Source organism: Tunturiibacter gelidiferens (genome assembly GCF_014201335.1).
In the GTDB taxonomy this organism is placed as follows: Bacteria; Acidobacteriota; Terriglobia; order Terriglobales; family Acidobacteriaceae; genus Edaphobacter; species Edaphobacter lichenicola_E.
In genome coordinates this window covers 331,338-352,088 of sequence record NZ_JACHEB010000004.1, presented here as the reverse complement: position 1 = coordinate 352,088, position 20,751 = coordinate 331,338, and the positions used below count along the sequence as shown (strand labels likewise).

General features: G+C 58.3%; 18 protein-coding genes and 1 tRNA gene. 15 read left to right on the top strand and 4 right to left on the bottom strand.

Annotation, left to right across the window (positions count from 1 at the left end; genetic code table 11):
• Positions 1–83: 83 nt before the first annotated feature.
• The 5 genes from HDF14_RS10325 (at position 84) to HDF14_RS10305 (ending at position 4,673) form a co-directional block, all read left to right on the top strand.
• Positions 84–1,214 carry an alkene reductase gene (locus HDF14_RS10325; protein WP_183976147.1) on the top strand — a complete coding sequence of 377 codons (1,131 nt, stop codon included), beginning with the start codon at positions 84–86 and terminating at the stop codon, positions 1,212–1,214.
• Positions 1,215–1,289: 75 nt separating this feature from the next.
• A complete protein-coding gene (locus HDF14_RS10320; RefSeq protein ID WP_183976145.1) occupies positions 1,290–1,763 on the top strand; it encodes a hypothetical protein in 474 nt (157 codons plus the stop codon).
• Positions 1,764–1,974: 211 nt separating this feature from the next.
• Entirely contained in the window at positions 1,975–3,315 is a 1,341-nt protein-coding gene (locus tag HDF14_RS10315; RefSeq protein WP_183976143.1) for an amidohydrolase family protein, read from the top strand.
• A gap of 477 nt (positions 3,316–3,792) precedes the next feature.
• Positions 3,793–4,266 carry a MarR family winged helix-turn-helix transcriptional regulator gene (locus HDF14_RS10310; protein ID WP_183976141.1) on the top strand — a complete coding sequence of 158 codons (474 nt, stop codon included), beginning with the start codon at positions 3,793–3,795 and terminating at the stop codon, positions 4,264–4,266.
• 11 nt (positions 4,267–4,277) lie between these two features.
• Complete coding sequence (locus HDF14_RS10305; RefSeq protein WP_183976139.1) at positions 4,278–4,673, top strand: DUF1398 family protein; 396 nt, start codon at positions 4,278–4,280, stop codon at positions 4,671–4,673.
• Positions 4,674–4,951: 278 nt separating this feature from the next.
• On the opposite strand, the gene HDF14_RS10300 is transcribed toward HDF14_RS10305, so the two are convergent.
• Both HDF14_RS10300 and HDF14_RS10295 read right to left on the bottom strand, forming a co-directional pair.
• The gene (locus HDF14_RS10300; protein ID WP_313899536.1) at positions 4,952–6,013 is read right to left on the bottom strand and encodes a 3'-5' exoribonuclease YhaM family protein; all 1,062 of its coding nucleotides are present in this window, start codon (positions 6,011–6,013) and stop codon (positions 4,952–4,954) included.
• Between the two features lie 5 nt (positions 6,014–6,018).
• Complete coding sequence (locus HDF14_RS10295) at positions 6,019–7,959, bottom strand: peptidylprolyl isomerase (protein ID WP_183976137.1); 1,941 nt, start codon at positions 7,957–7,959, stop codon at positions 6,019–6,021.
• Between the two features lie 277 nt (positions 7,960–8,236).
• Between HDF14_RS10295 and HDF14_RS10290 the strand changes: the two genes are divergently transcribed.
• Positions 8,237–9,850 (top strand): S41 family peptidase, encoded by a 1,614-nt coding sequence (locus HDF14_RS10290; RefSeq protein WP_183976135.1) that lies wholly within the window; start codon positions 8,237–8,239, stop codon positions 9,848–9,850.
• 72 nt (positions 9,851–9,922) lie between these two features.
• On the opposite strand, the gene HDF14_RS10285 is transcribed toward HDF14_RS10290, so the two are convergent.
• Positions 9,923–9,997 (bottom strand) — tRNA-Gly (locus tag HDF14_RS10285).
• Positions 9,998–10,098: 101 nt separating this feature from the next.
• Here HDF14_RS10285 and dinB point away from each other — a divergent pair.
• From dinB to HDF14_RS10240, 9 genes are all read left to right on the top strand, one after another.
• Positions 10,099–11,166 carry a DNA polymerase IV gene (gene dinB, locus HDF14_RS10280; RefSeq protein WP_183976133.1) on the top strand — a complete coding sequence of 356 codons (1,068 nt, stop codon included), beginning with the start codon at positions 10,099–10,101 and terminating at the stop codon, positions 11,164–11,166.
• 269 nt (positions 11,167–11,435) lie between these two features.
• Positions 11,436–12,428: a cytochrome c oxidase subunit II gene (coxB, locus tag HDF14_RS10275; RefSeq protein WP_183976124.1), complete on the top strand. Its 993-nt coding sequence runs from the start codon at positions 11,436–11,438 to the stop codon at positions 12,426–12,428.
• A 24-nt stretch (positions 12,429–12,452) separates the two neighbouring features.
• Positions 12,453–14,135 carry a cytochrome c oxidase subunit I gene (gene ctaD / locus HDF14_RS10270; protein ID WP_183976122.1) on the top strand — a complete coding sequence of 561 codons (1,683 nt, stop codon included), beginning with the start codon at positions 12,453–12,455 and terminating at the stop codon, positions 14,133–14,135.
• Positions 14,136–14,747: a cytochrome c oxidase subunit 3 gene (locus tag HDF14_RS10265; RefSeq protein ID WP_183976120.1), complete on the top strand. Its 612-nt coding sequence runs from the start codon at positions 14,136–14,138 to the stop codon at positions 14,745–14,747. It abuts the gene before it with no gap.
• Positions 14,748–14,768: 21 nt separating this feature from the next.
• Positions 14,769–15,629: a hypothetical protein gene (locus HDF14_RS10260; protein WP_183976118.1), complete on the top strand. Its 861-nt coding sequence runs from the start codon at positions 14,769–14,771 to the stop codon at positions 15,627–15,629.
• A gap of 10 nt (positions 15,630–15,639) precedes the next feature.
• The gene (locus HDF14_RS10255) at positions 15,640–16,395 is read left to right on the top strand and encodes a c-type cytochrome (protein ID WP_260698165.1); all 756 of its coding nucleotides are present in this window, start codon (positions 15,640–15,642) and stop codon (positions 16,393–16,395) included.
• 81 nt (positions 16,396–16,476) lie between these two features.
• Complete coding sequence (locus HDF14_RS10250) at positions 16,477–17,127, top strand: ubiquinol-cytochrome c reductase iron-sulfur subunit (protein ID WP_260698164.1); 651 nt, start codon at positions 16,477–16,479, stop codon at positions 17,125–17,127.
• Complete coding sequence (locus HDF14_RS10245; protein WP_183976112.1) at positions 17,115–18,611, top strand: cytochrome b N-terminal domain-containing protein; 1,497 nt, start codon at positions 17,115–17,117, stop codon at positions 18,609–18,611. The genes HDF14_RS10250 and HDF14_RS10245 overlap by 13 nt, the downstream gene beginning before the upstream one ends.
• Before the next feature lie 156 nt (positions 18,612–18,767).
• Positions 18,768–19,598: a cytochrome c oxidase assembly protein gene (locus HDF14_RS10240; RefSeq protein WP_183976110.1), complete on the top strand. Its 831-nt coding sequence runs from the start codon at positions 18,768–18,770 to the stop codon at positions 19,596–19,598.
• A gap of 126 nt (positions 19,599–19,724) precedes the next feature.
• Here the strand turns inward: HDF14_RS10240 and HDF14_RS10235 are convergent, their stop codons facing one another.
• Positions 19,725–20,063 carry a hypothetical protein gene (locus HDF14_RS10235; RefSeq protein ID WP_183976108.1) on the bottom strand — a complete coding sequence of 113 codons (339 nt, stop codon included), beginning with the start codon at positions 20,061–20,063 and terminating at the stop codon, positions 19,725–19,727.
• Positions 20,064–20,751 lie beyond the last annotated feature (688 nt).

The following is a 20,751-nucleotide window of genomic DNA, read 5'->3' as shown; positions in this document are numbered from 1 at the left end:
TCCGATCGCCATCCCTCATCCTCTAAGCCATACACCCGGTAACTCCACTGAAGTCCAGCAACCACTCTCCACAGGAGATCGTCATGGCAGCTCAGACCCAGAAACCTCTCTTCACTCCCGTCCAGCTCGGTCCGCTCTCGCTCAAACATCGCGTCGTCATGGCGCCTCTCACGCGCTCCCGCTCCACCCAGCCCGGCGACATCCCCAACGCCCTCATGGCCGAATACTACGGCCAGCGCGCCTCCGACGGCGGCCTCATCATCACCGAAGCCACCACCATCTCTCCCACCGCACGCGGCTGGTTCGGTGCACCCGGCCTCTACTCCGACGAGCAGGTCGAAGCCTGGAAAAAAGTCATCGCCGCCGTCCGCGCCAAAGGCGGCCACATCTTCGCCCAGCTCTGGCACACCGGCCGCTCCTCCAATGTCGAAACCAGCGGAACCATTCCCGTCGCCCCCTCGGTCGATCCGTCCTACTGGGACGACGACTCTCACGTCGTCTCCGCGCCCAGTGGCTGGGTCAAACCCTCACCCCACCGCGCCCTCGACATCAACGAAATCCCCGGCATCATCGAGGACTACCGCAAAGCCGCCCAGCACGCCAAAGACGCAGGCTTCGACGGCGTCGAACTTCACGGCGGAAACGGCTACCTCCTCGCCCAGTTTTTAGAGGACGGCAGTAACAAGCGCACCGACGCCTACGGCGGCTCTATCGAAAACCGTTCCCGCTTCTTCCTCGAAGCCCTCGAAGCCGTCACCTCCGTCTGGGGAGGCAACCGCACCGCCGTCCGCATCGCACCCGGCGGCACCTGGAACGGTATGCATGACAGCAACCCCGACGCGCTCTACGGCTACCTCGTCGATCAGCTCAACCGCTTCGACCTCGCCTACATCAACATCATCGAGCCACGCGTCAAAGGCAACATCGTCCTCGAAGAAGGCCAGCAACCCACCGCCGCCATGCGACTGCGAAAGATCTTCAAGAACAAAATCATCGCCGCAGGAGGCTTCGAGCCCGACTCCGCCGAAGAGATCGTCGCCGCAGGACACGCAGACCTCGTAGCCTTCGGGCGTCACTTCGTCTCCAACCCCGATCTGCCAAAACGCATCCAGCAAGATCTCCCGCTCACACCCTACAACCGCGACACCTTCTACACCTTCGACGCCCGCGGCTACACCGACTACCCCGTCTACGAGCAGCTCGTCCCAGCGTGATCAAGTCCAAATCGCGCCCTCAAACACAACCAGCGGTTCTCCTTAGGAATCCCACTACTTGATCCAGGAGAATATATGTCTATATGCAAGTCGCTGGCTCTCTCGGCCCTCACAGTTGCTCTGGTGAGCAGTGTCTCCGTAGCACCCGCTCAGGTCTCCATCAGCATCGGAGCTGCGCCCATATGCCCCTACGGATACTTTGACTACGCCCCATATCCCTGCGCCCCGTACGGCTACTATGGCCCCGACTGGTTCACCGGCGGAGTCTTCATCGGCGCCGGCCCTTGGTACCACGGCCACGGCGGCTTCTACGGGCACGTAGACAACCGCTACGATCCTCGCCACGGATACGCAGGTCCAATGCCGGAACGCGGTGCCCAGCCCTTCAACCACTTCCAGGGTAATGAAGCGCACGACCCACAAGGCCACGTAGGCAATGCCGGCCACGAGCCCACCAACGAACACAGCGCCGGATATCAGGGCGGTGGTCACCCCAGCGGCGGCAATGGCGGAGGCAATCACGGTGGCGGCAGCGCCGGTCACCACTAGAAACTGATGCAACGAAGGAAGAGGGCGCCCCGTTACAAAAGCGGGGCGCCTTCCCGCGTGACAGGAAGAAATATCTCCACCGACCAGAGGGAGGCCCTGGGCGAAGCCGGTATACACGTCACGAAGTGACCGCCGCCCGCCAGGGCGAAACATGAGAATCGAATTGAAGCAGCAAACTGTCTCCTACTCATAGAATCGAACTCACAACTCTATGAGCCGCAGCCGACGAACTCTCCTCGCGATACTGACTCTGTTCTTAGCCGCTTCTAGCCGGACCTTCGCACAATCCGGCAGTCCCGCCATCGATCCCACCATCGCCGCGCAGATCGCCGCCATCCCAGCCATCGACAACCACGCCCATCCCATGCTGTCCCCGCCCGCCTACGCCACCGACCGCAACTTCGACGCGCTCCCCGTCGACACCATGGAGCCCTATACCGACCCCGCCGGCATGCGCCCCAACCTGCCCGCGCTCCACGACGCCTGGCAAGCCATTTTCAACTTCAACGGCCAGCCTCCTCTCGACGCCGCAGGTCTAACGCAACTCGAAGCTGCACGAGAAAAGATCCGCCAACAAAAAGCCACCAACTACTCGACCTACATCCTCGACAAGGCCAACATCGCCACCATGCTCGCCAACCGCGTAGCCACGGGCATCGGCGTTCAGCCACCGCGCTTTCGCTGGGTCCCCTACGTCGACGCCCTCCTCTTCCCGCTCGACAACTCCGCCCTCGCCGCCGCCACTCCCGACCGCAAACAGTTCTTCCCCCTCGAAGACAAGCTCCGCGCCCAGTATCTCCAACAGGCAGGCCTCAAAGCTCTCCCATCCACGCTCAACACCTACCTCAAACAAGTAGTCACTCCTATACTCGAACAACAAAAAGCCAACGGAGCCGTAGCCGAAAAATTCGAGATCGCCTATCTGCGCTCCTTCGGCTTCGATGACGTCCCACAAGCAGAAGCCGCGCACCTCTACGCAACTCTCCTTCACACTCCACACCCAAATGAAGCCCAATACAAGCGCCTGCAGGATTTCCTCTTTCGCTACATCGCCGCCGAGTGCGGCCGCCTCAACCTACCCGTTCACCTCCACACCACCTCAGGCGGCGGAGGTTACTTCTCCATAGCCGGCGACAACCCCCTCCTGCTCGAACCTCTCTTCAACGACCCACGCCTGCGCAAAACCAACTTCGTTCTCCTGCACGGCGGATGGCCCTTCGTCCACGAGATCGGCGCACTCTTGCAAAAACCCAACGTCTACCTCGATCTCTCCCAACAATCCCTCATGATCCCCCCGCGCACCATGTCCGCCTGGCTACGTGAGTGGCTAGAGCTCTACCCGGAAAAAATCCTCTACGCCACCGACGCCTACCCCTACTCCTCTTCAATGGGTTGGGAAGAGGCCGCCTATATCGCCAACCGAAACATTCGCGACTCTCTCGGCATGGCCCTGACCGGCATGCTCCACGACAACGAAATCAGCCCCACCCGCGCCGCCGAACTAGCCAACATGGTCCTCCACAAAAACGCAGAATCCCTCTACAAGTTCTAAACACTCGCCCTATCGGTAGACATCGGCGGTTGCGGTTGCCGTTGCCTGTCCTTTGGTTGTCATCCCCGAAGGGTATCTGCTGTTGTCCTTGTTGTTGCGGTTGTCCTTGCTGTTGCTGTTGTCCTTGCTGTTGCTGTTGTCCTTGCTGTTGCCGTCGCCGTTGCCTTTCTTGGTGTCATCCCCGAAGGGGATCTGCTGTTGTCTCTGCCGTTCTCTCTCGCACCTCTAAAACAATCGTCATCCTGAGCGAAATTGCTCACGTACTTTGTGAGCAACGAGCCGAAGGATCCCCGTATTTCGCCTTTGCCGTTGCCTCTGCCTTTCTTGTTGTCATCCCCGAAGGGGATCTGCTGTTGCCTCTGCCTTTGCTTGTCCTTTTGATGCCGAGCGATCTGCAATTGCCCTTGCTTGTTCTTAATCAAGTAGGATTCACCAGAAATAGTTTACTAGGAAACTAATTCAATATACCTTCTCTCTATGAACAGAGAACAGCCAGCAAAACCATCTGTAAGCGAGCTAACAAGCCACACAGGATTCTGGCTGCGCTTCGTCTCCAACCACGTCTCCCACGCCTTCGCCCGAAAACTCCTCGAAAGCGGAGTCACGGCAGCCGAATGGGTAGTCCTCCGCACCATCTACGACACCGACGAAACCCCTCCCAGCGCACTCGCAGAGCAGACCGGACTCACCCGCGGCGCCATCTCAAAACTGATAGAGCGACTGGTCCTCAAAAAACTAGTCTCACGAAAAGAAGGCAACGACGACCGCCGCTACCAACGCATCGCCCTCACTCCCGCAGGTCGAAGGCTAGTTCCGAAGCTCGCAGCCATCGCCGACAGCAACGATCAGGAGTTCTTCAATCCGCTGACAGCAAGAGAGCGCGAAGCTCTCGTCGCAACCCTTAAAAAGCTTATACACGCGCACGACCTGCACAAACTCCCAACCGAATAAAGGAGAACCGCATGAATACCACCGTAATTCATCAGGTCCTCGCCGAAACCCAGGCAGGCAAACTCGTCTTCCCCGAAGTCGTCCGCAGACTCTCCGAGGTCGGCGTCGAGTCCTACCTCTGCGACCTGGCCACCGGCGCAGAGACCTTCTACATGTCAGATGGCACCACCCACGCCGAAAAAACGACCCTGCCACTCTCACCCATCGCGGAGCAGTTCTCCGCTTCCGGCATCGTCGCAGCCATTCGCGGAGCCCAGTCGGACACAATCCGCTACCCGGAGTTCATGAAGCGCTCAGCCGCAGCAGGCATCATCGCCTACTGGGCCTTCCTCACCGGCAAAAAAGTGATCTACTTTGGTCGCAAAGGCGAATCGCACGTCGAAGAATTCCGGCGCCCAACGAACTAGACAAAACCAGAGAGACAAAATAGCCCCACGATAAACCATAAGCCCAATCTCTTCGTAGCTCTTAATCCAAAACGGGCTAAGTCAAAAAACAAACTTCAAAATCGTGGCGCATTTTTAGCGGTCAAAAATATGACGGCGAAACACCACGTTCTCACCAGCAATTCACCACAAACTCACCACGATTTACCATCACCAAAACACCCAAAATCCGCAAAACCCCAGCAAAAACACCACTCCACCACGTTCCATATTTTTCCGATTCAAATCGAAAAAACCACCTACTCGTCCTTCAAATACCCTTGCGTATTAAGCAGCGGCCGATCCATACTCCTCACCCAATCGGTCACCTCGCCGCTACTCTTCCCACTAGCAACCGCCGCTGCAAACTCATTCCGCATCGCCTGCATCTTCGCCTCAAGATCATCCAAAGCACTTAAAAGAAGAGCCTCCGGCGTCATCGGCAGCTTCGGCGAGCCAAACTCATACTTCCCATGATGGCTCAAAATCATATGTTCCACCAGCACCCGCAGCTTCTCCGGAAACGGCGCCAACTGCTGCACCTTCTCCCGCAGCATCCCCTGCGCAATGCTGATATGCCCAATCATCTGCCCCTCGAGCGTATAGCTGAAGCTGGACCCCCATGAAAGCTCTCGAATCTTGCCGATATCATGCAAAATCGCCCCCGTAACCAGCAGATCCGCATCCACCTCCGGATAAAACGGAGCAGTAGCCACACACACCCGCACGAGCGTCAAAACATGCTCCAGCAGCCCACCAAGCCAAGCATGATGCAGCCTCTTCGCCGCAGGAGCCGCTTTGAACGCAGGTCCAATCTGCTCATCATCGAGAAACGCAAACACCAGTCGCCGCAGCTCAGAGCTCTTGAATGCGGAGACATACCCACGCAACTCACCCCACATCTCCTCGACATCGAACTTCGTCGAAGGCTGAAAATCCTTCGGATCAATCTCCGACTCCGCCGCCAGCCGCAGCTTCTTCAACGTGATCTGAAACTTCCCCTGATATTTGGAGATGTCCCCCTGCACCTTCACGTAGCAACCTTCATCACAGGTCGCAATCGCCTCGGTCACATCGTCCCACATGCGCGCCTCAAGCGATCCCGTCTTATCACTCACCGTCAACGCAAGGAACTGCCCGCCCTGCTTCTTATCTCTCACCTGCATCGACGTCAGAACAAAGTAAGTCGTCACTGTCGCGTTATCGAACCGCGCCGCATCTTCAACAAAAAAATCTTTCATCCCAACCAGAATACCGCGCACCTCGGCCAACCCACCCAGACAGAAACGCGAGAGCCGAAGCCCTCGCGTTGTGAACACCATCCCACCTACTGCGGAGGGGGCGTCGGAGTCGGCGATCCAGGCGTAGCCGGGGGCTGTCCCGCATCTGGAGGGTTACTGGCCGGAGGCGCGGTCGCCGGAGGCAGCGTCGTCGTGTCGCTCGCCTTCGGAGCAGGTGTGCCCGTTCCATGAACTCCCTCCATCGGGGTTCCACGGTCAGGTGCCTTGGATGGAGTCTCCTGTAACGGTGCCTTCGGAACGGGAGTCTTATCCTGCAGCCGCTCCTTCGGCGCACCCTTCACCTTCTTCTTTTTCTTCTTCTTGGCCGTATCGCCGTTCAGCCCCAGCGGTGCAGCTTGAGTCTGCTGGGTCGCCTTCTCCTCTGCCGACGCAGGTGCTGGCGCCGCGGCGGTCTTCTCCTTCACCTTCTTCGCCTTCACCGCCTTTTTCTTGGCATCGGTCTTCGCACGATCACTGTAGCGAGTCTTACCGACCACAGGCGCCGTCGTCACCAGGGGGTTCGGTCCCACGTCGGAGCTCGACTCTTGCGCGCTCGCCTCTAAGGGTGCAATCGCCGTCCCTGGAGCAGCCTGCGCGGGGGCAGACGAAGCAGATGCCGCTCCGGAACCCACATCGCTACCCGAAGCAGTGTCCTCCGGTCCAGCGGGCAATGAGTTTCGCGGAGCCTGTCCAAATCGGACTTTCTCTTTCTTCACCTTCTTCGGCTTGACGGGCTTCCCGTTCTTCGTCGTAGATACAACCGCAGCCGGAGTTGCCACGGGAGTTGCAGTCGTCTTCGCCACCGTAGAGTACTTCGTACCCCGATCAAATCTCTTCTTCTGCTGAACCGTCTTCTTCTTCGCAACTGGCGGAGCGTAAGCCGTAAACACCGGTTTGGTCTGCTTCGGGCTCGCACCGGAGTCCACATACCCGGCCCGGATATCGATGTAAGCCTCTTCCCGCAGCTTCGTCAGGTACGCCCGCAGCGCAGGTTGCATCTGCTCCGAATACATCGCTTCCTGAATCTGAGGTTCAATATCTTTCAGCGGGGCCACGCCGGGGGCAATGTGGTCAGTCACCTTCAAAATCACAAAACCCTGCCGCGTCCGAATCGGCGCTGTCCATTCCCCAGCCTTCAGGCCAAACGTCTGGTCCTCCAAAACCTTCGCCAGGGCTCCGCGCTTGTAGAGTCCGAGGTCCCCACCCTTATCCGCAGTCGGTCCGCCCGAGTACGCCTCGGCCAGCTCCTCGAATTTGCTACCCGCCTTCAGCTTCTCTTCAACACCTTCCGCCTTGGTCTTCGCCTGGGCAACAGCGGCATCGTCAGCGTCAGCCGCCGTAGGAATCAAAATCTCGCTCAGCTTGATCTGCTCTGGCTGCGCAAAATCCTGCTTGTGGGCCTCGTAGTAAGCCTGTTCCTGACCCTGCGTGAGTTGTAGGTGACGGCCCACCTCGTCCCGCACCACCTGCTGAGTAATCACGCTATCGCGGATACCCGCTTTGAAGTCCTCAAACGAGACTCCCTGCTGTCGCGCAGCCTTCTCCAGATCCTCCAACGTATCCATGTGGTTCTGCTTGCGAATCTCGTCCAACCGGCGAATCACATCGGCGTCCGCGTTGATCCCAAGCTCCTTACCTCGCGACAACAGGAGCTGTTTATCGATCATGTCGCGCAGCAGATTCTTCTGTCTGTCGGCCACATCAGCAGCACTCGCGCCCGCCTGCCGGCCCTCTTCCGCCAGCTGTTGTTCCGCCCGCTCCACATCGCTCCGGCTGATGATTTGGTCGTTCACATGCACGACCACATCCTCCACCACAGTTCCGTTCGGCGTTATCGGCTGAGTAACGGGCAGCGTATATACGGGTTGCGGCGCGTTCGGTACGCTCAACGGGCTCTGGTAACGCGGCGCCTGTGCTTGCACCACTCCCGGCAGTGTCAGCAAACCTAGCCCACACACCACCGCAAACTGCGAAATTCTCAAGGTCATTGTCACTCGTATCTTTATCAACGTCCCAACATCAAAATCCCAGCCACATCCCGGGTTAGAACCCTTTTGGCCCAACACGTTCGCCCTGACTTTTTAGACTCAATTCAGGTTTGGACGGTATCCGTACCCAATTCTAACTGCCACGCCCGGAACAAGCGAATCCCTCTTTCGCGCACAGCCCAGGCTCACCCCAAGATGCTATACTCCGTCCAAGATAGGACGTCTGTCCCAGCGCATCTTTCAGCGCCGTCTCCACCTTTTGAGGTAACCCAAGCCCATGGCTCCCCGCACCCGCCGCGCACTCTTCTCCGCTACCGTTTTTCTCGCCACCTGCGCCGTCATCGGCTCCTTCATCAACCAGAAGGTAGCTGCCCAGTCAGCCAGCGATGAGTCCACTCTGCGCGACTCGCTCCACTCGTTCACCAACGTCTACTCTCTCGTCGAGCAAAACTACGCAGAGGCCCTCAATACCGACAAGACCGACAAGGCCATCTACGACGGCGCCATTCCGGGCATGCTCCACGTCCTCGACCCCCACTCGAACTTTTACGACCCCAAAGCCTTCGCTCAGATGCGCGAGGACCAGCACGGCAAATACTACGGCGTCGGCATGACCATCCAGCCCCAGCCCACGCCCAACGGCAAAACCAAGATCGTCGTCCTCTATCCCTTTGAAGGAACACCCTCCTACAAAGCCGGCATTCGTCCCGGTGACGAGATCCTCACTGTCGACGGCAAATCGACTGAAGGCATGGACTCCGCGGCAGTCGCCACCCTCCTCAAAGGCTCGCGCGGCACCCACGTCTCGGTCACAATGGTTCGCGAAGGCGCTGCCCGTCCCCTGGTCTTCGATCTCGTTCGCGACGAAATTCCTCGCCCCTCGGTCGATCTCGCCTTCCTGATTAGCCCCGGCGTCGGCTACATCCACGTCTCCAGCTTCATCGAAACCACCAGCCATGAAGTCGGCGACGCCCTCGATAAGTTCGGCGACATCCACGGCCTCGTCCTCGATCTGCGAGGTAACCCCGGTGGCCTGCTGAATGAAGCCGTCAATATGTCCGACAAATTCCTGCAAAAGGGACAGATCGTCGTCTCCCAACGCGGTCGCGCCTTCCCTGACCAAGTCTATCGGGCAACTCGCGGCGAAGAGGGACCGAAGTTCCCCATCGTTGTTCTGGTTAACCGCAATACTGCCTCAGCCGCCGAGATCGTCTCTGGAGCCCTGCAGGATCACGACCGCGCCCTCATCGCCGGCGAAACCACTTTCGGCAAAGGCCTCGTCCAGACCGTCTTTCAGATCACCGAGAACACGGGTCTCGCCCTCACCACCTACCACTACTACACGCCTTCAGGCCGCCTCATTCAACGCAACTACGACCACGTCTCGCTCTACGACTACTACTACGTGCGCGATGACTCCGCCAAGGCCAAGGACAAGAGCAATCTCGAGGTCAAACTAACCGATTCCGGTCGCACCGTCTACGGCGGCGGTGGCATCACCCCCGACGAGAAGATCGACAACCTCAAGTCCAACCACTTTCAGGACAGTCTCCTCATCAAATACGCCTTCTTCAACTTCAGTAAGCACTACCTGGCCAGCCACACCGTCACCAAGGACTTCCAGGTTGACGACGCGGTCATGCAGCAGTTCAAAGCCTTCCTGAAGGACAACCAGATCGATTACACCGACTCGGACATCGCCGGCGTCAGCGACTGGATCAAGCAGAGCATCAAGAGCGAGCTCTTCACCTCGCAGTTCGGACAACTGGAAGGCCTCAAGGTCCGCGCCGAATGGGATCCCCAGATTGCCAAAGCGGTTACCTTCCTGCCCGAAGCCCAGACCCTGGAAGATCACTCCAAACTGGCGCAAAAGAACACCGCCAGCCGCTAACTTCAACTCATCTTCAACAGAAAAGGCGTTCAAGCAGATAGCTTGAACGCCTTTTCTATGTCTCAAAGATTCTGGAGCGGGAGACCGGGATCGAACCGGCGACATTCAGCTTGGGAAGCTGACGTTCTGCCACTGAACTACTCCCGCATCGAGTCTCATTATACGCAAAAAAATCAGCCCAGACTTTCACTCGTCCGTGGTCCGCGCTCTTCGAGATCAACCCCTGGGCCTATCATTGGGGCTGGATCATGGTTCGCAAAATCGTTCACGTAGATATGGATGCGTTCTATGCCTCGGTCGAGCAGCGGGATGATCCGGGGCTGCGCGGACGACCGGTCGTCGTCGCATGGCGCGGCAACCGCTCCGTGGTTTGTGCTGCCTCCTACGAGGCGCGACGCTTCGGTGTGCACTCTGCAATGCCGGCCACCCGCGCCGAACGGCTGTGTCCCGAAGCGATCTTCGTGCCTCCAGACTTCACCCGCTACCGCGCCGTCTCCCGAGCAGTCCGAGAGATCTTCCAACGACACACCGATCTGATTGAGCCGCTCTCGCTCGACGAAGCCTATCTTGACGTCACCGAAAACAAAACCGGCCTGCCCACGGCTACGCGAGTCGCCATCACCATCCGGCAGCAGATTCGCGACGAACTAAACCTGACCGCGTCCGCAGGAGTAGCACAAAACAAATTCCTCGCCAAGATCGCCTCTGACTGGCGCAAACCGAACGGTCTCTTCGTCATTCAACCCGATGACGTCCAAACCTTCCTTCCTCCACTCCCTGTCGCACGCATTCCCGGCGTAGGAAAGGTCACCGAAAGCCGGCTAAAACAGATCGGCGTTCAAACAATCGCTGATCTGCAAGCCCTCGAGCTAACTCACCTCGAAGCGCAGTTTGGCCGTTACGGAATGCGCCTCTACGAGCTCGCTCGCGGTATCGATCACAACAAGGTAGTTCCCGACAGGCCCACCAAATCCATCTCCGCCGAAGATACCTTTGAACGCGACATCCTGCTCTCAGAGACCGAGGAGTTGATCCGCCGCCTCGCTGGAAAGGTATGGACGGCCTCCCGCAAAGACACCCGCGTCGCACGCACCGTGGTTCTGAAGCTGAAGACGAGCGCCTTCATCATTCTCACGCGCAGCCTCACCCCCTCGATCCCCCCCGGGTCATGCGAAGAACTCACCGCAATTGCTCTACTACTGAGAGAGCGCATCACCCTCGAACCCGCCCAGCGCTTTCGTTTAGTTGGGGTCGGCCTCAGTAACTTTCGAGACGCGGAAAGCCTCCAACCGCCCCTGTTCGAGGACGGCGAATGACCTCCAAAATTTCTTTTATAAAGCTGCCGCCATTTTGGGGCCTCCCCCATCTAACGCGGTGAAAGTAATAAACAAAACAAAATGTTCGCTGGTTCTGATCAATATCGACCCGATTGGTTTAATATCATTTCAGACCCTTGGCTTTAGTTATGCTCCTCCAACCTGTTGCGTATAGAGGTCTTACTGCCGTGTCTCTTTCCACCAGACGTTCGCCCGCAGACATCAGCAGAACCAACTCAAGGTCTGCACGTATCTGGCGCAGTGCGGTCATGTCTTTGATTGCGGGCACGGCTTCCGCACAATCTCCCACGAACATCTTTGACCCAGCCGGCACTCCTGCGCATACAGCCTTCGGCCTTTCGATCTTGGTCCTTTCCGTCACACTGGTCATCTTTCTCATCGTCGCTGGCTTGTTGCTCTATGCCCTCATCCGCTTCCGGCATCGGCCGACTGACTCCAATCGGGAACCCGCTCAAATCTACGGCAGCAATCAGATCGAACTCTCCTGGACCGTCATCCCGATTCTCATTGTGGTAACGCTCTTTCTCACCACCACGCGCGTCATCCTTGTCACCGAGGCAATTCCCAAGCCTCCAAGCGCGATGGACGTAACCGCCATCGGCCATCAATTCTGGTGGGAATATAACTACCCCAAACTCGGCGTCGTCACAGCCAACGAGCTGCACGTTCCCATCAGCGATCCATCATCGCCAACGCCAACTTATCTGACGATGTCCTCAGCCGACGTCTCCCACAGCTTCTGGGTGCCTCGTCTCGCTGGCAAAATGGACCTGATTCCAAATCGCGTCAACACCATGTGGATCGATCCCCAGGCCACAGGCCTCTATCTTGGCCAGTGTGCGCAATACTGCGGAACCCAGCACGCAAAGATGCTCCTCCGTGTCTACGCGCAAACCCCACAAGACTTCGCCACCTGGATCGAGCAGCAGAAGAAGCCCGCGGTACAGGACTTCCCTGGAAACGCCGCTGCAGCAGAGGGCCAGACCGTCTTCATGAAGAACGCATGCATCAACTGCCACGCCATCAAAGGAACAGTCGCCACCGGCCGCTTCGGACCTGACCTGACTCACCTTGCCAGCCGCGACACCATCGCCTCCGGACCGATCCAGAACACCCCCGAAAATCTTAGGAAGTGGGTCAACGATCCAAACACCCTGAAACCCGGTTCGTTGATGCCGGCAATGCATTTGAACGATCACGATCTCGACGTCATCACCGCTTATCTCACTCAGCTTCACTAACCCATTACCGGAAAGAAGCGAAGTATGACCACAACTCCTGTATTGGAAGCAGTCGACGAGACACTGGAGACCCAGGGTAAGCCGCCCCTCAATGTCATCTACGAGTGGCTGACGACCGTCGATCACAAAAAAATCGGGCTGATGTACATCTGCTACGCGCTCCTATTTCTGGTCATCGGTGGCTTCGAAGCGGTCCTGATGCGGATTCAGCTCGCCATTCCCAACAATCACTTTGTATCGCCTCAGGTCTTCAATCAGCTCTTCACCATGCACGGCACCACCATGGTCTTCTTCATGGGAATGCCGATCCTCTTCGGCATGGGAAACTATCTCGTCCCCCTCATGATCGGCGCGCGCGACATGGCCTTCCCGCGGCTGAACGCCTTCAGCTTCTGGGTCTCCGCCTTCGCTGGCTTCCTTCTCTACTTTAGCTACATCGGCGGCAGCGGACTCTACGCCGCAGGTTCTGCGCCTGATGTCGGGTGGTTCGCCTACGCTCCTCTCACCTCAAAGGTCTTCTCACCCGGCCACAGCACCGACTACTGGACCCTCGCCGTCTTTCTCAGCGGCATAGGAAGCATCGGCACCGCGCTCAACATCGTCACCACAATCCTCTGCATGCGCTGCAAGGGCATGAAGATGAGCCGCATGCCTCTGCTCCCCTGGCTCTATCTCGTCATGTCCGGCCTCGTCTTCGTTGCCGTCAGCCCGCTCACCGCCGCGCAGATCATGCTCACCTTCGATCGCTACCTCGGCGCACATTTCTTCGATACCCAGGCCGGCGGCTCGGCCATCTTATGGATGCACTTCTTCTGGATCTTCGGCCACCCCGAGGTCTACGTACTCGTCCTTCCAGCCTTCGCCTTCGCCAACGAGATCATTCCCGTCTTCTCCCGCAAAGCCATGTTCGGATATCCCGCCATGGTTGCGGCATCAGTTGCGATCGGGTTCATCAGCCTCAGCGTGTGGGCGCACCATATGTTCACCGCGGGCCTCGGTCCAGCCGGCAACACCTTCTTCGTCTTCGCAACCATGGTCATCTCGGTGCCAACTGGGATCAAAATCTTCAATTGGCTAGCGACTATATGGGGCGGCAAGATTATCTTCGCCGTCCCTATGATGTTCATGGTCGGTTTTCTCTTCCAATTCCTCATCGCTGGTCTTACCGGCATCATGCTCGCAGCAGCTCCCTTCAACTGGCAGCTCAGCGCGTCCTACTTTGTCGTCGCTCACTTCCACTATGTTCTGGTGGGAGCAATCGTCTTCTCTCTCTTCGGCGCCTTTTACTATTGGTACCCCAAGGTCACCGGCAAGATGATGGACGAAACGCTCGGCAAGTGGCACTTCTGGCTCTTCCTCATCGGCTTCCATCTCACCTTCGACTTCATGCACATCCCCGGCATCCTCGGCATGCCGCGGCGTATCTACACCTACGAAGATGGACGCGGCTGGAACACCTTGAACCTAATCGTCGGTATCGGAGCGATCTTCCAGTCCGTAGGCACCCTGATTTTGGTCTACAACATGATCCGCTCCTACTACAAAGGCAAAGAGGCCGGCCACGATCCGTGGGATGCCTGGACGCTGGAATGGTCCGTACCTTCTCCACCGCCGTCCTACAACTTCGCCATCGAGCCCACCGTCAACAGCCGCCGGCCACTATGGGATCTGAAGCACCCTGAAGATCCAGACACGGACTACGAATAAATGACAACCATCACGACAGCAAGCAGAATCCCAATCGATGGACCCGTCGAAACTCCGTGGAAGCTGCCTTATCGCGGCAACGTTGGCATGGCCTGCCTGATCATCGCCGAGTCCGCGATCTTCATCATCTTTGTCGTCGCCTACATCTACTACATCGGCAAGAGCCTCAGCGGCCCAACCCCCGCCCAGGTACTCGAGCTTCCCATCTTCGGCACCATCTGTCTGCTCTCGAGCAGTATCTTCGTTCACCTTGCCGTCAGCTCTCTGCGCAAAGAGAACTACCGCGCCACCACGCTCCATCTCGCGATCACCGTTCTGCTGGGAACCATCTTTCTGGCCACCACCGCCAAAGAGTGGTATCACCTCATTCACGACGAAGGCCTTACCATCAAGACCAACCTCTTCGGCACGACCTATTACTCTCTGGTCGGCCTTCACGCGACTCACGTAGTAGTTGGCCTTATCATGCTCTCTCTCACTCTCGCATTTTCTCTTGCAGGTCGCGTCAAGGAAGAGCATTCGGAAAAACTCGAAGTTCTCTCCCTCTACTGGCACTTCGTCGACGCTGTCTGGGTCGTCGTATTTCTCGTCGTCTACGTTTTGGGCAGATAACTTCAGCAAAGGAGGAGCACGATGCAGGAAGGACAGTCCACGCAAGGCCACGAACACGAGCACCGATCCGACACCGTCATCCTCCCGGCTCCGACACCCTGGCCCTTGGTGCTCGCGCTCGGTCTCGCCTTGCTAATCACCGGCATGGTCACACACTGGGTGATCAGCTTGCTAGGACTGCTCCTTACACTCCGGGCAATCGTCGGATGGTTCTTCGACATATTCCCGCACGAACTTCACGTCGCCGTCCCCGTTCAGACCGGCGTCATGAAGATCTCGAGCACCCGCACCACCCGCGAGCAGCTCCCCGTCAGCGCTGAGCATCGCCAGATCCTTCCAGTTGAAACCTTCAGCGTCGTCTCCGGCATCAAGGGCGGCATCGTCGGCGGCTTAGCAATGATCGTTCCCGCTGCCCTCTTCGGCCTCCTCAAATATCACAGCATCTGGTACGCAGTAAATCTCCTGGCGGCGGGTGGCTTCGTCAGCTGGGCATCTGCCAGCACCGCCTTCCTCTGCCAGTTTCATCTCGAAGGGCTCCTCGCGGCCACCGGCATTCACGCCTTCACCTCGGTCCTCATCGGTCTCCTCTACGGAGCCATGCTGCCGATGTTCCCGAGAAAGCCAATCCTCACCGCCGGCTTCGTCGCTCCGTTACTCTGGACTGGCATCCTCTACTCGGCACTCGGAATCATCAGCCCTGTCCTCAACGCCCGCATTAACTGGCTGTGGTTTGTCATCTCACAGATCGCCTTCGGCCTTGTCTGCGGCTTCATCGTAAACCTGCAGGTCAAGGTCCGCACTCCGCAGTTTCGAGCTCTGCCGTTCGCCGTTCGCGCCGGACTTCACAGCGATGTACCTCTCACGAAAGACGAAGACCTATGAGCGAAAACAAATGAGATCAGCCCCTCACAGACTCGCAGTGTTCGGCACCCTCATGCTATCGGCTGCCTGTATTGCGACCATCGGCTGCAGTCGCATCCACGGTCGCCCCGGACCCGGCCCCGAAGTCATTCGTCCCGACGAGGTTCTCGACTTCCCCACTCTCTATAAAGAGAACTGCGCGGCCTGCCATGGAGCCAACGGCAAAAATGGCTCAGCCATCTCTCTCGCCAACCCCGTCTACCTCGCGATTGCCGGAGAGCAGACCATACAACAGACCGCCGCAAAGGGTGTCCCCGGTGGCCTGATGCCCGCCTTCGCCAAAAGCTCCGGCGGTTCCCTAACCGATCGCCAGGTCTCCATCATCGCCCAAGGCCTCCTCCAGCAATGGGGCACACCAGACCTTCTCGCCGGAGCAAATCCTCCGCCCTACTCAGCCACGTTATCCCCTAACGCCGACCACGGTCAGCAAGCCTACACAGCAGCTTGCGCACGTTGCCACGGAGCAGACGGAGAAGGCTCCACGGGCGATCTCAAAACCGGCGCCGGTAAACTGGGCTCCATCGTCAATCCGTCCTACCTCGCTCTCATTAGCAATCAGGATCTTCGCAGCATCACCATCGCTGGCCGTCCTGACGAAGGCATGCCCGACTGGCGCTCAGTCACCACGCAGCCCCTCACCGACCAGCAGATCACCGACATTGTTGCCTGGCTCGCCTCCAAACGAATCGCCGAACCAGGCCAGCCGTATCACTCATACCAACCATGAAAGACAAAGAGAGAATGAAGTGCACCGCAGGAGCAGGAAGCCATGATACCCAGTGAACAGCTCCCACAAACCGATCGCACAATGACCGAGCCCACAGCAGAACCGGTGAAAGACCCGAGCATTGCCGCAGGCCACTCGCGTCGCACCTTCCTCTTCAAGCTCGCTCTCGTGGTCAACGGAGCGGTAGGCGTCGTCCTCGCCATCCCAATCGTTGGCTACCTCCTCGGCCCTGCGTTGAAAAAGACCTCCGCCGACAACTCCTGGATTAACCTCGGCCCGCTCTCGAACTTCCCTGAAGGGGAAACCCGCCTAGTCAGCTATCGAAACCCCATCACGACAGACTGGGACGGTCAGACCGGCGACATCCCCGCCTGGGTCCGCCGCGTCTCCGGCGACACCTTCCAGGTCTTCGCCATCAACTGCGCCCACCTCGGCTGCCCCGTCCGCTGGTTCGCCCAGTCCAAACTCTTCCTCTGCCCCTGCCACGGCGGCGCCTACTACGCCGACGGCTCCCGCGCCTCCGGCCCACCCGAACGCGGCCTCTTCGAGTACCAGCACAAAGTCTCGAACGGCACCCTTATGATCAGCGCAGGCAGAATGCCGACCCTCGCAAACGAGGCAAAGAACGTTACTCCTCTAACCCAGATTGAGACACACATCCAAGGCAGTCCCGCAGGCAAGCTCTCCGCGATCGATCAACCCCAGCCGAGGTGCAGCTCATGCCAGACCTAAAGCAACGCGGCCTCGATCTCTACAACTGGTTCGAAGCGCGCCTCGGACTCGGCACTCCCCTCATCGAAGTGGCCGAACACGAGGTCCCGAACAACACCGCCAGTTGGTGGTACGTCTTCGGCAGCGCCGCAACCGTAATCTTCGTCCTCCAGGTCATGACCGGCGTTCTTCTCGCGCTCGTGTACGCACCGACCGCCAGCAACGCTTGGAACAGCCTCCAGTTCCTCGACCATAACGTCCACCTCGGCTGGTTCCTCCGTGCCATGCACGGCTGGGGCTCGGACTTCATGGTCGCCATCGTCCTCATCCACATGGTGCAGGTCTTCCTCTTCGGCGCCTATAAATTCCCCCGCGAACTCACTTGGATCATCGGCGTCTTTCTCCTCCTCCTCACGCTCGGTATGGCCTTCACCGGCCAGGTTCTGCGCTTCGATCAAGACGCTTACTGGGGTCTCGGTATCGGCGCATCCATTCTCAGCCGCGTCCCACTCATAGGCGGCCCTCTCGTAGGTCTCATGCTCGGCGGACCCATCATCGCCGGCAACACACTCTCCCGCTTCTTCGCCCTCCACGTCTTCGTTATCCCTGGCATCCTGATCGCCATGGTCGGCATGCACGTCTGGATGGTCCTGCGTCTCGGCATCAACGACTATCCCATGCCCGGCCGCCTCGTCAACAAAAAGACCTATCTCGCTGACTATAAGGAGATGGAAAAGAAGACCGGCATCCCCTTTGTCCCCGATGCCGCCTGGAAGGACGCCGCCTTCGCCGCAGCGATCATGCTCGCCGTCATCGCCTGTGCACTTTGGTTCGGTCCCTTCGGCCCCTCCGGCCAACCAGACCCAACCATCATCGAGACCGCGCCCAAGCCCGACTACTTCTTCCTCTGGCTCTACGCCGTTCTCGCCTATCTCCCGCCTGCCCTCGAAACTCCCGTACTCTTCATCATGCCGGTCATCGGTATCGCGGCTCTCATTCTGCTCCCACTCCTCTCAGGGGAAGGCGAAAAGCATGTATCACGCCGCCCCGCCGCCGTCCTCATCGTCAGTGTCATCGCCGTCTCCCTCGGCGTCTTCACGCACCTCGGCACCTACACGCCGTGGAGTCCCATCATGAACGCCTGGAGCAGCGATCCCATCCCTGTGTCCTACCTCCACAACCGCACCCCGCTCGAACGCGAAGGCGCAATCGTCCTCCAGAACAAGCAGTGTCGCAATTGCCACTCCATCGGTGGTGAAGGCGGCCTCCGCGGTCCCGCACTCGACACCGTCGCCACCCACATGACCGAAGACCAGATCATTCGTCAGGTCCTGCAAGGCGGCGGCAACATGCCCGCCTACGGCAACGCCCTCAACCCCTCCGAGACCACCGCGCTCGTCAAGTTCCTTACCACCCTGCACGGCCACGACCTCCAACCCGCCGTCGATGCTTCGCGCCGCGTCGTCTCAGCCGCTACAGCCACGCCTCCAACGAATAAGCAATAACCTCAGCCACAAACAAGACCCGACCCGTCGTCCCGAACGAAGCGATTCACAGTCTCATCGTGAATCGCCTGGTCGAACGATCCCCTGTTCCTCGAACCACCAATCTCAACCGACCGCACACAGCACGCGTCCCCGCTTCGATCTATCCTTACCCTAATGTCTCCTGAATACCGGACCATCTTCAACGACTGGTCCCTTCCGATCTTCCTCACCACGGCGCTGTTGCTCACGGCCATCCTCTACACGCGTGGCTGGTTCGCCATCCGCAAGACAAGACCCGCGCTCTTCCCCACCTGGCGCCTCGTCACGTTCAACCTCGGCATCGCCACCATCTGGGTCTCCATCGCCTCACCAATGGACGGCTTCGCCGACGCCCTTCTCAGCGCCCACATGGTCGAGCATCTCCTCCTGATGTCCTTCGTCCCGCCGCTTCTCCTCCTCGGCTACCCGCAGGTTCCTCTCCTCCGCGGGATCCCTCACGTCATCACCGTGCGCCTGCTCGCTCCATTCCTGCGGATGAAATGGCTCCGCACCCTCGGCCACTTCCTCACGAAACCCGTCGTCGCGTGGCTCGCGATGAACCTCACCTTCCTCGTCTGGCACATCCCCACCGCTTACGACTTCGCCCTCGAGCACGAACACTGGCACGAGTTCGAACACATCTGCTTCCTCGCAACGTCGATCCTCTTCTGGTGGCCGCTCATCCGTCCCTGGCCCACCACGTCCCGCTACCCTGGCTGGATCATGCTTCCCTACTTGGTCCTGGCAGACATCGTCAACACGGCACTCTCCGCCTTCCTCGCCTTCTGCGACCGCCCCGTCTACACCTACTACCTCGAGCGCCCAAACCCCTTCCACATCGATCCAATCGCCGACCAGCGTGCAGGAGCCGTCATCATGTGGGTGCTGGGTTCGCTCATCTTCCTCGTTCCCGCGATCTTCGTCACCTTCCGCCTTCTGCATCAGGAGAAGACCCGCAGGGCATAGATGCGAGCCCCGCAGATGCGGCAACTCAGACGCTGACGATAAGGATCAGAAAGAACCGAAGACCTGACGACAAACCGTCACATTAGAAAGAAAAGCCCCCTTCGCGGAAGGGCTTTCTTGCAACACCTACTGCAGCTTCTGTAGGGCCTCCACACGAACGATTTTGCACTCCACCTCTTTATTCTGTGGCGTCTTAATCTTTGCCTTGTTGCCGTCAATCTTGTAAGTCACGTCTGTGCCAACCACAAAGTCGGTTGCGTTCATAGATTTACTCGGGTCAGTCCGACAGGTATAACTTTTGCCCTTGGCGTCAAAAGCAAGATCATAGCCCTGATGTTTGTGCTCCGTATCTTTGACCCCATAGGGTTGGGAATCTTTGAGAGTCGTCGTACCTTCGAGTTTATTTCCGGCAAACGCGGACAGGCTGGTTGCGAAGAGAAGGGCAGCCGCTAGACGTTTTTGCATGATTCACCTCGAAGACATTGTAAGCAGTTGTCATGGAGATTGAGAAAAAGCGGCCAGAGAACCCGATCGCAATTTCGTGCCTTATTGCCTCAAATTTTATTTTGGGATTGGTTTCTATGGTGGAGCTGAGCGGGATCGAACCGCTGACCTCCTCGTTGCGAATTCAGGCTCCCCACCGACAGCGAACGAGACCGAGCAAGATGAAGTGACATAAAGAGGCTGTGTTCACTAGGATTTCAGGCATAAACGGTTAAGTCTCGGGCGCTCAAACGATGCTGAGAGACACTGACCGATACCGGTAGGGACGACACGGTTACGACACAAAGAACGACACAATCTTGGCTGACTCAATTTTGCAATTGACCCCAGCGCGTCGAAAGGGGGATCTGCTGGCTAGTCTTGCCACCTCACCGAAACAACATCGAGAAAACGATTCGCCCGTATTCGGCAATGGCGTCTTAGTTGTCCGACCGGGAGCTGTAATGAGGCAATGACTAGTTTTTAGCGGCCAAAATTTTTTGGGGGAAAGGCTCGCCTCGGAGTCAACACGAACTCCATAGAGAGCGTCTGGGCCGTATTGAAGTGTGGCCTAGATGATGTCTATCATCACGCTAGCCCGAGCACCTTGACCGCTATGTTCAAGAGTTTGCCTTCCGCCTGAACGATGGCAATGTGAAACGTCACACGA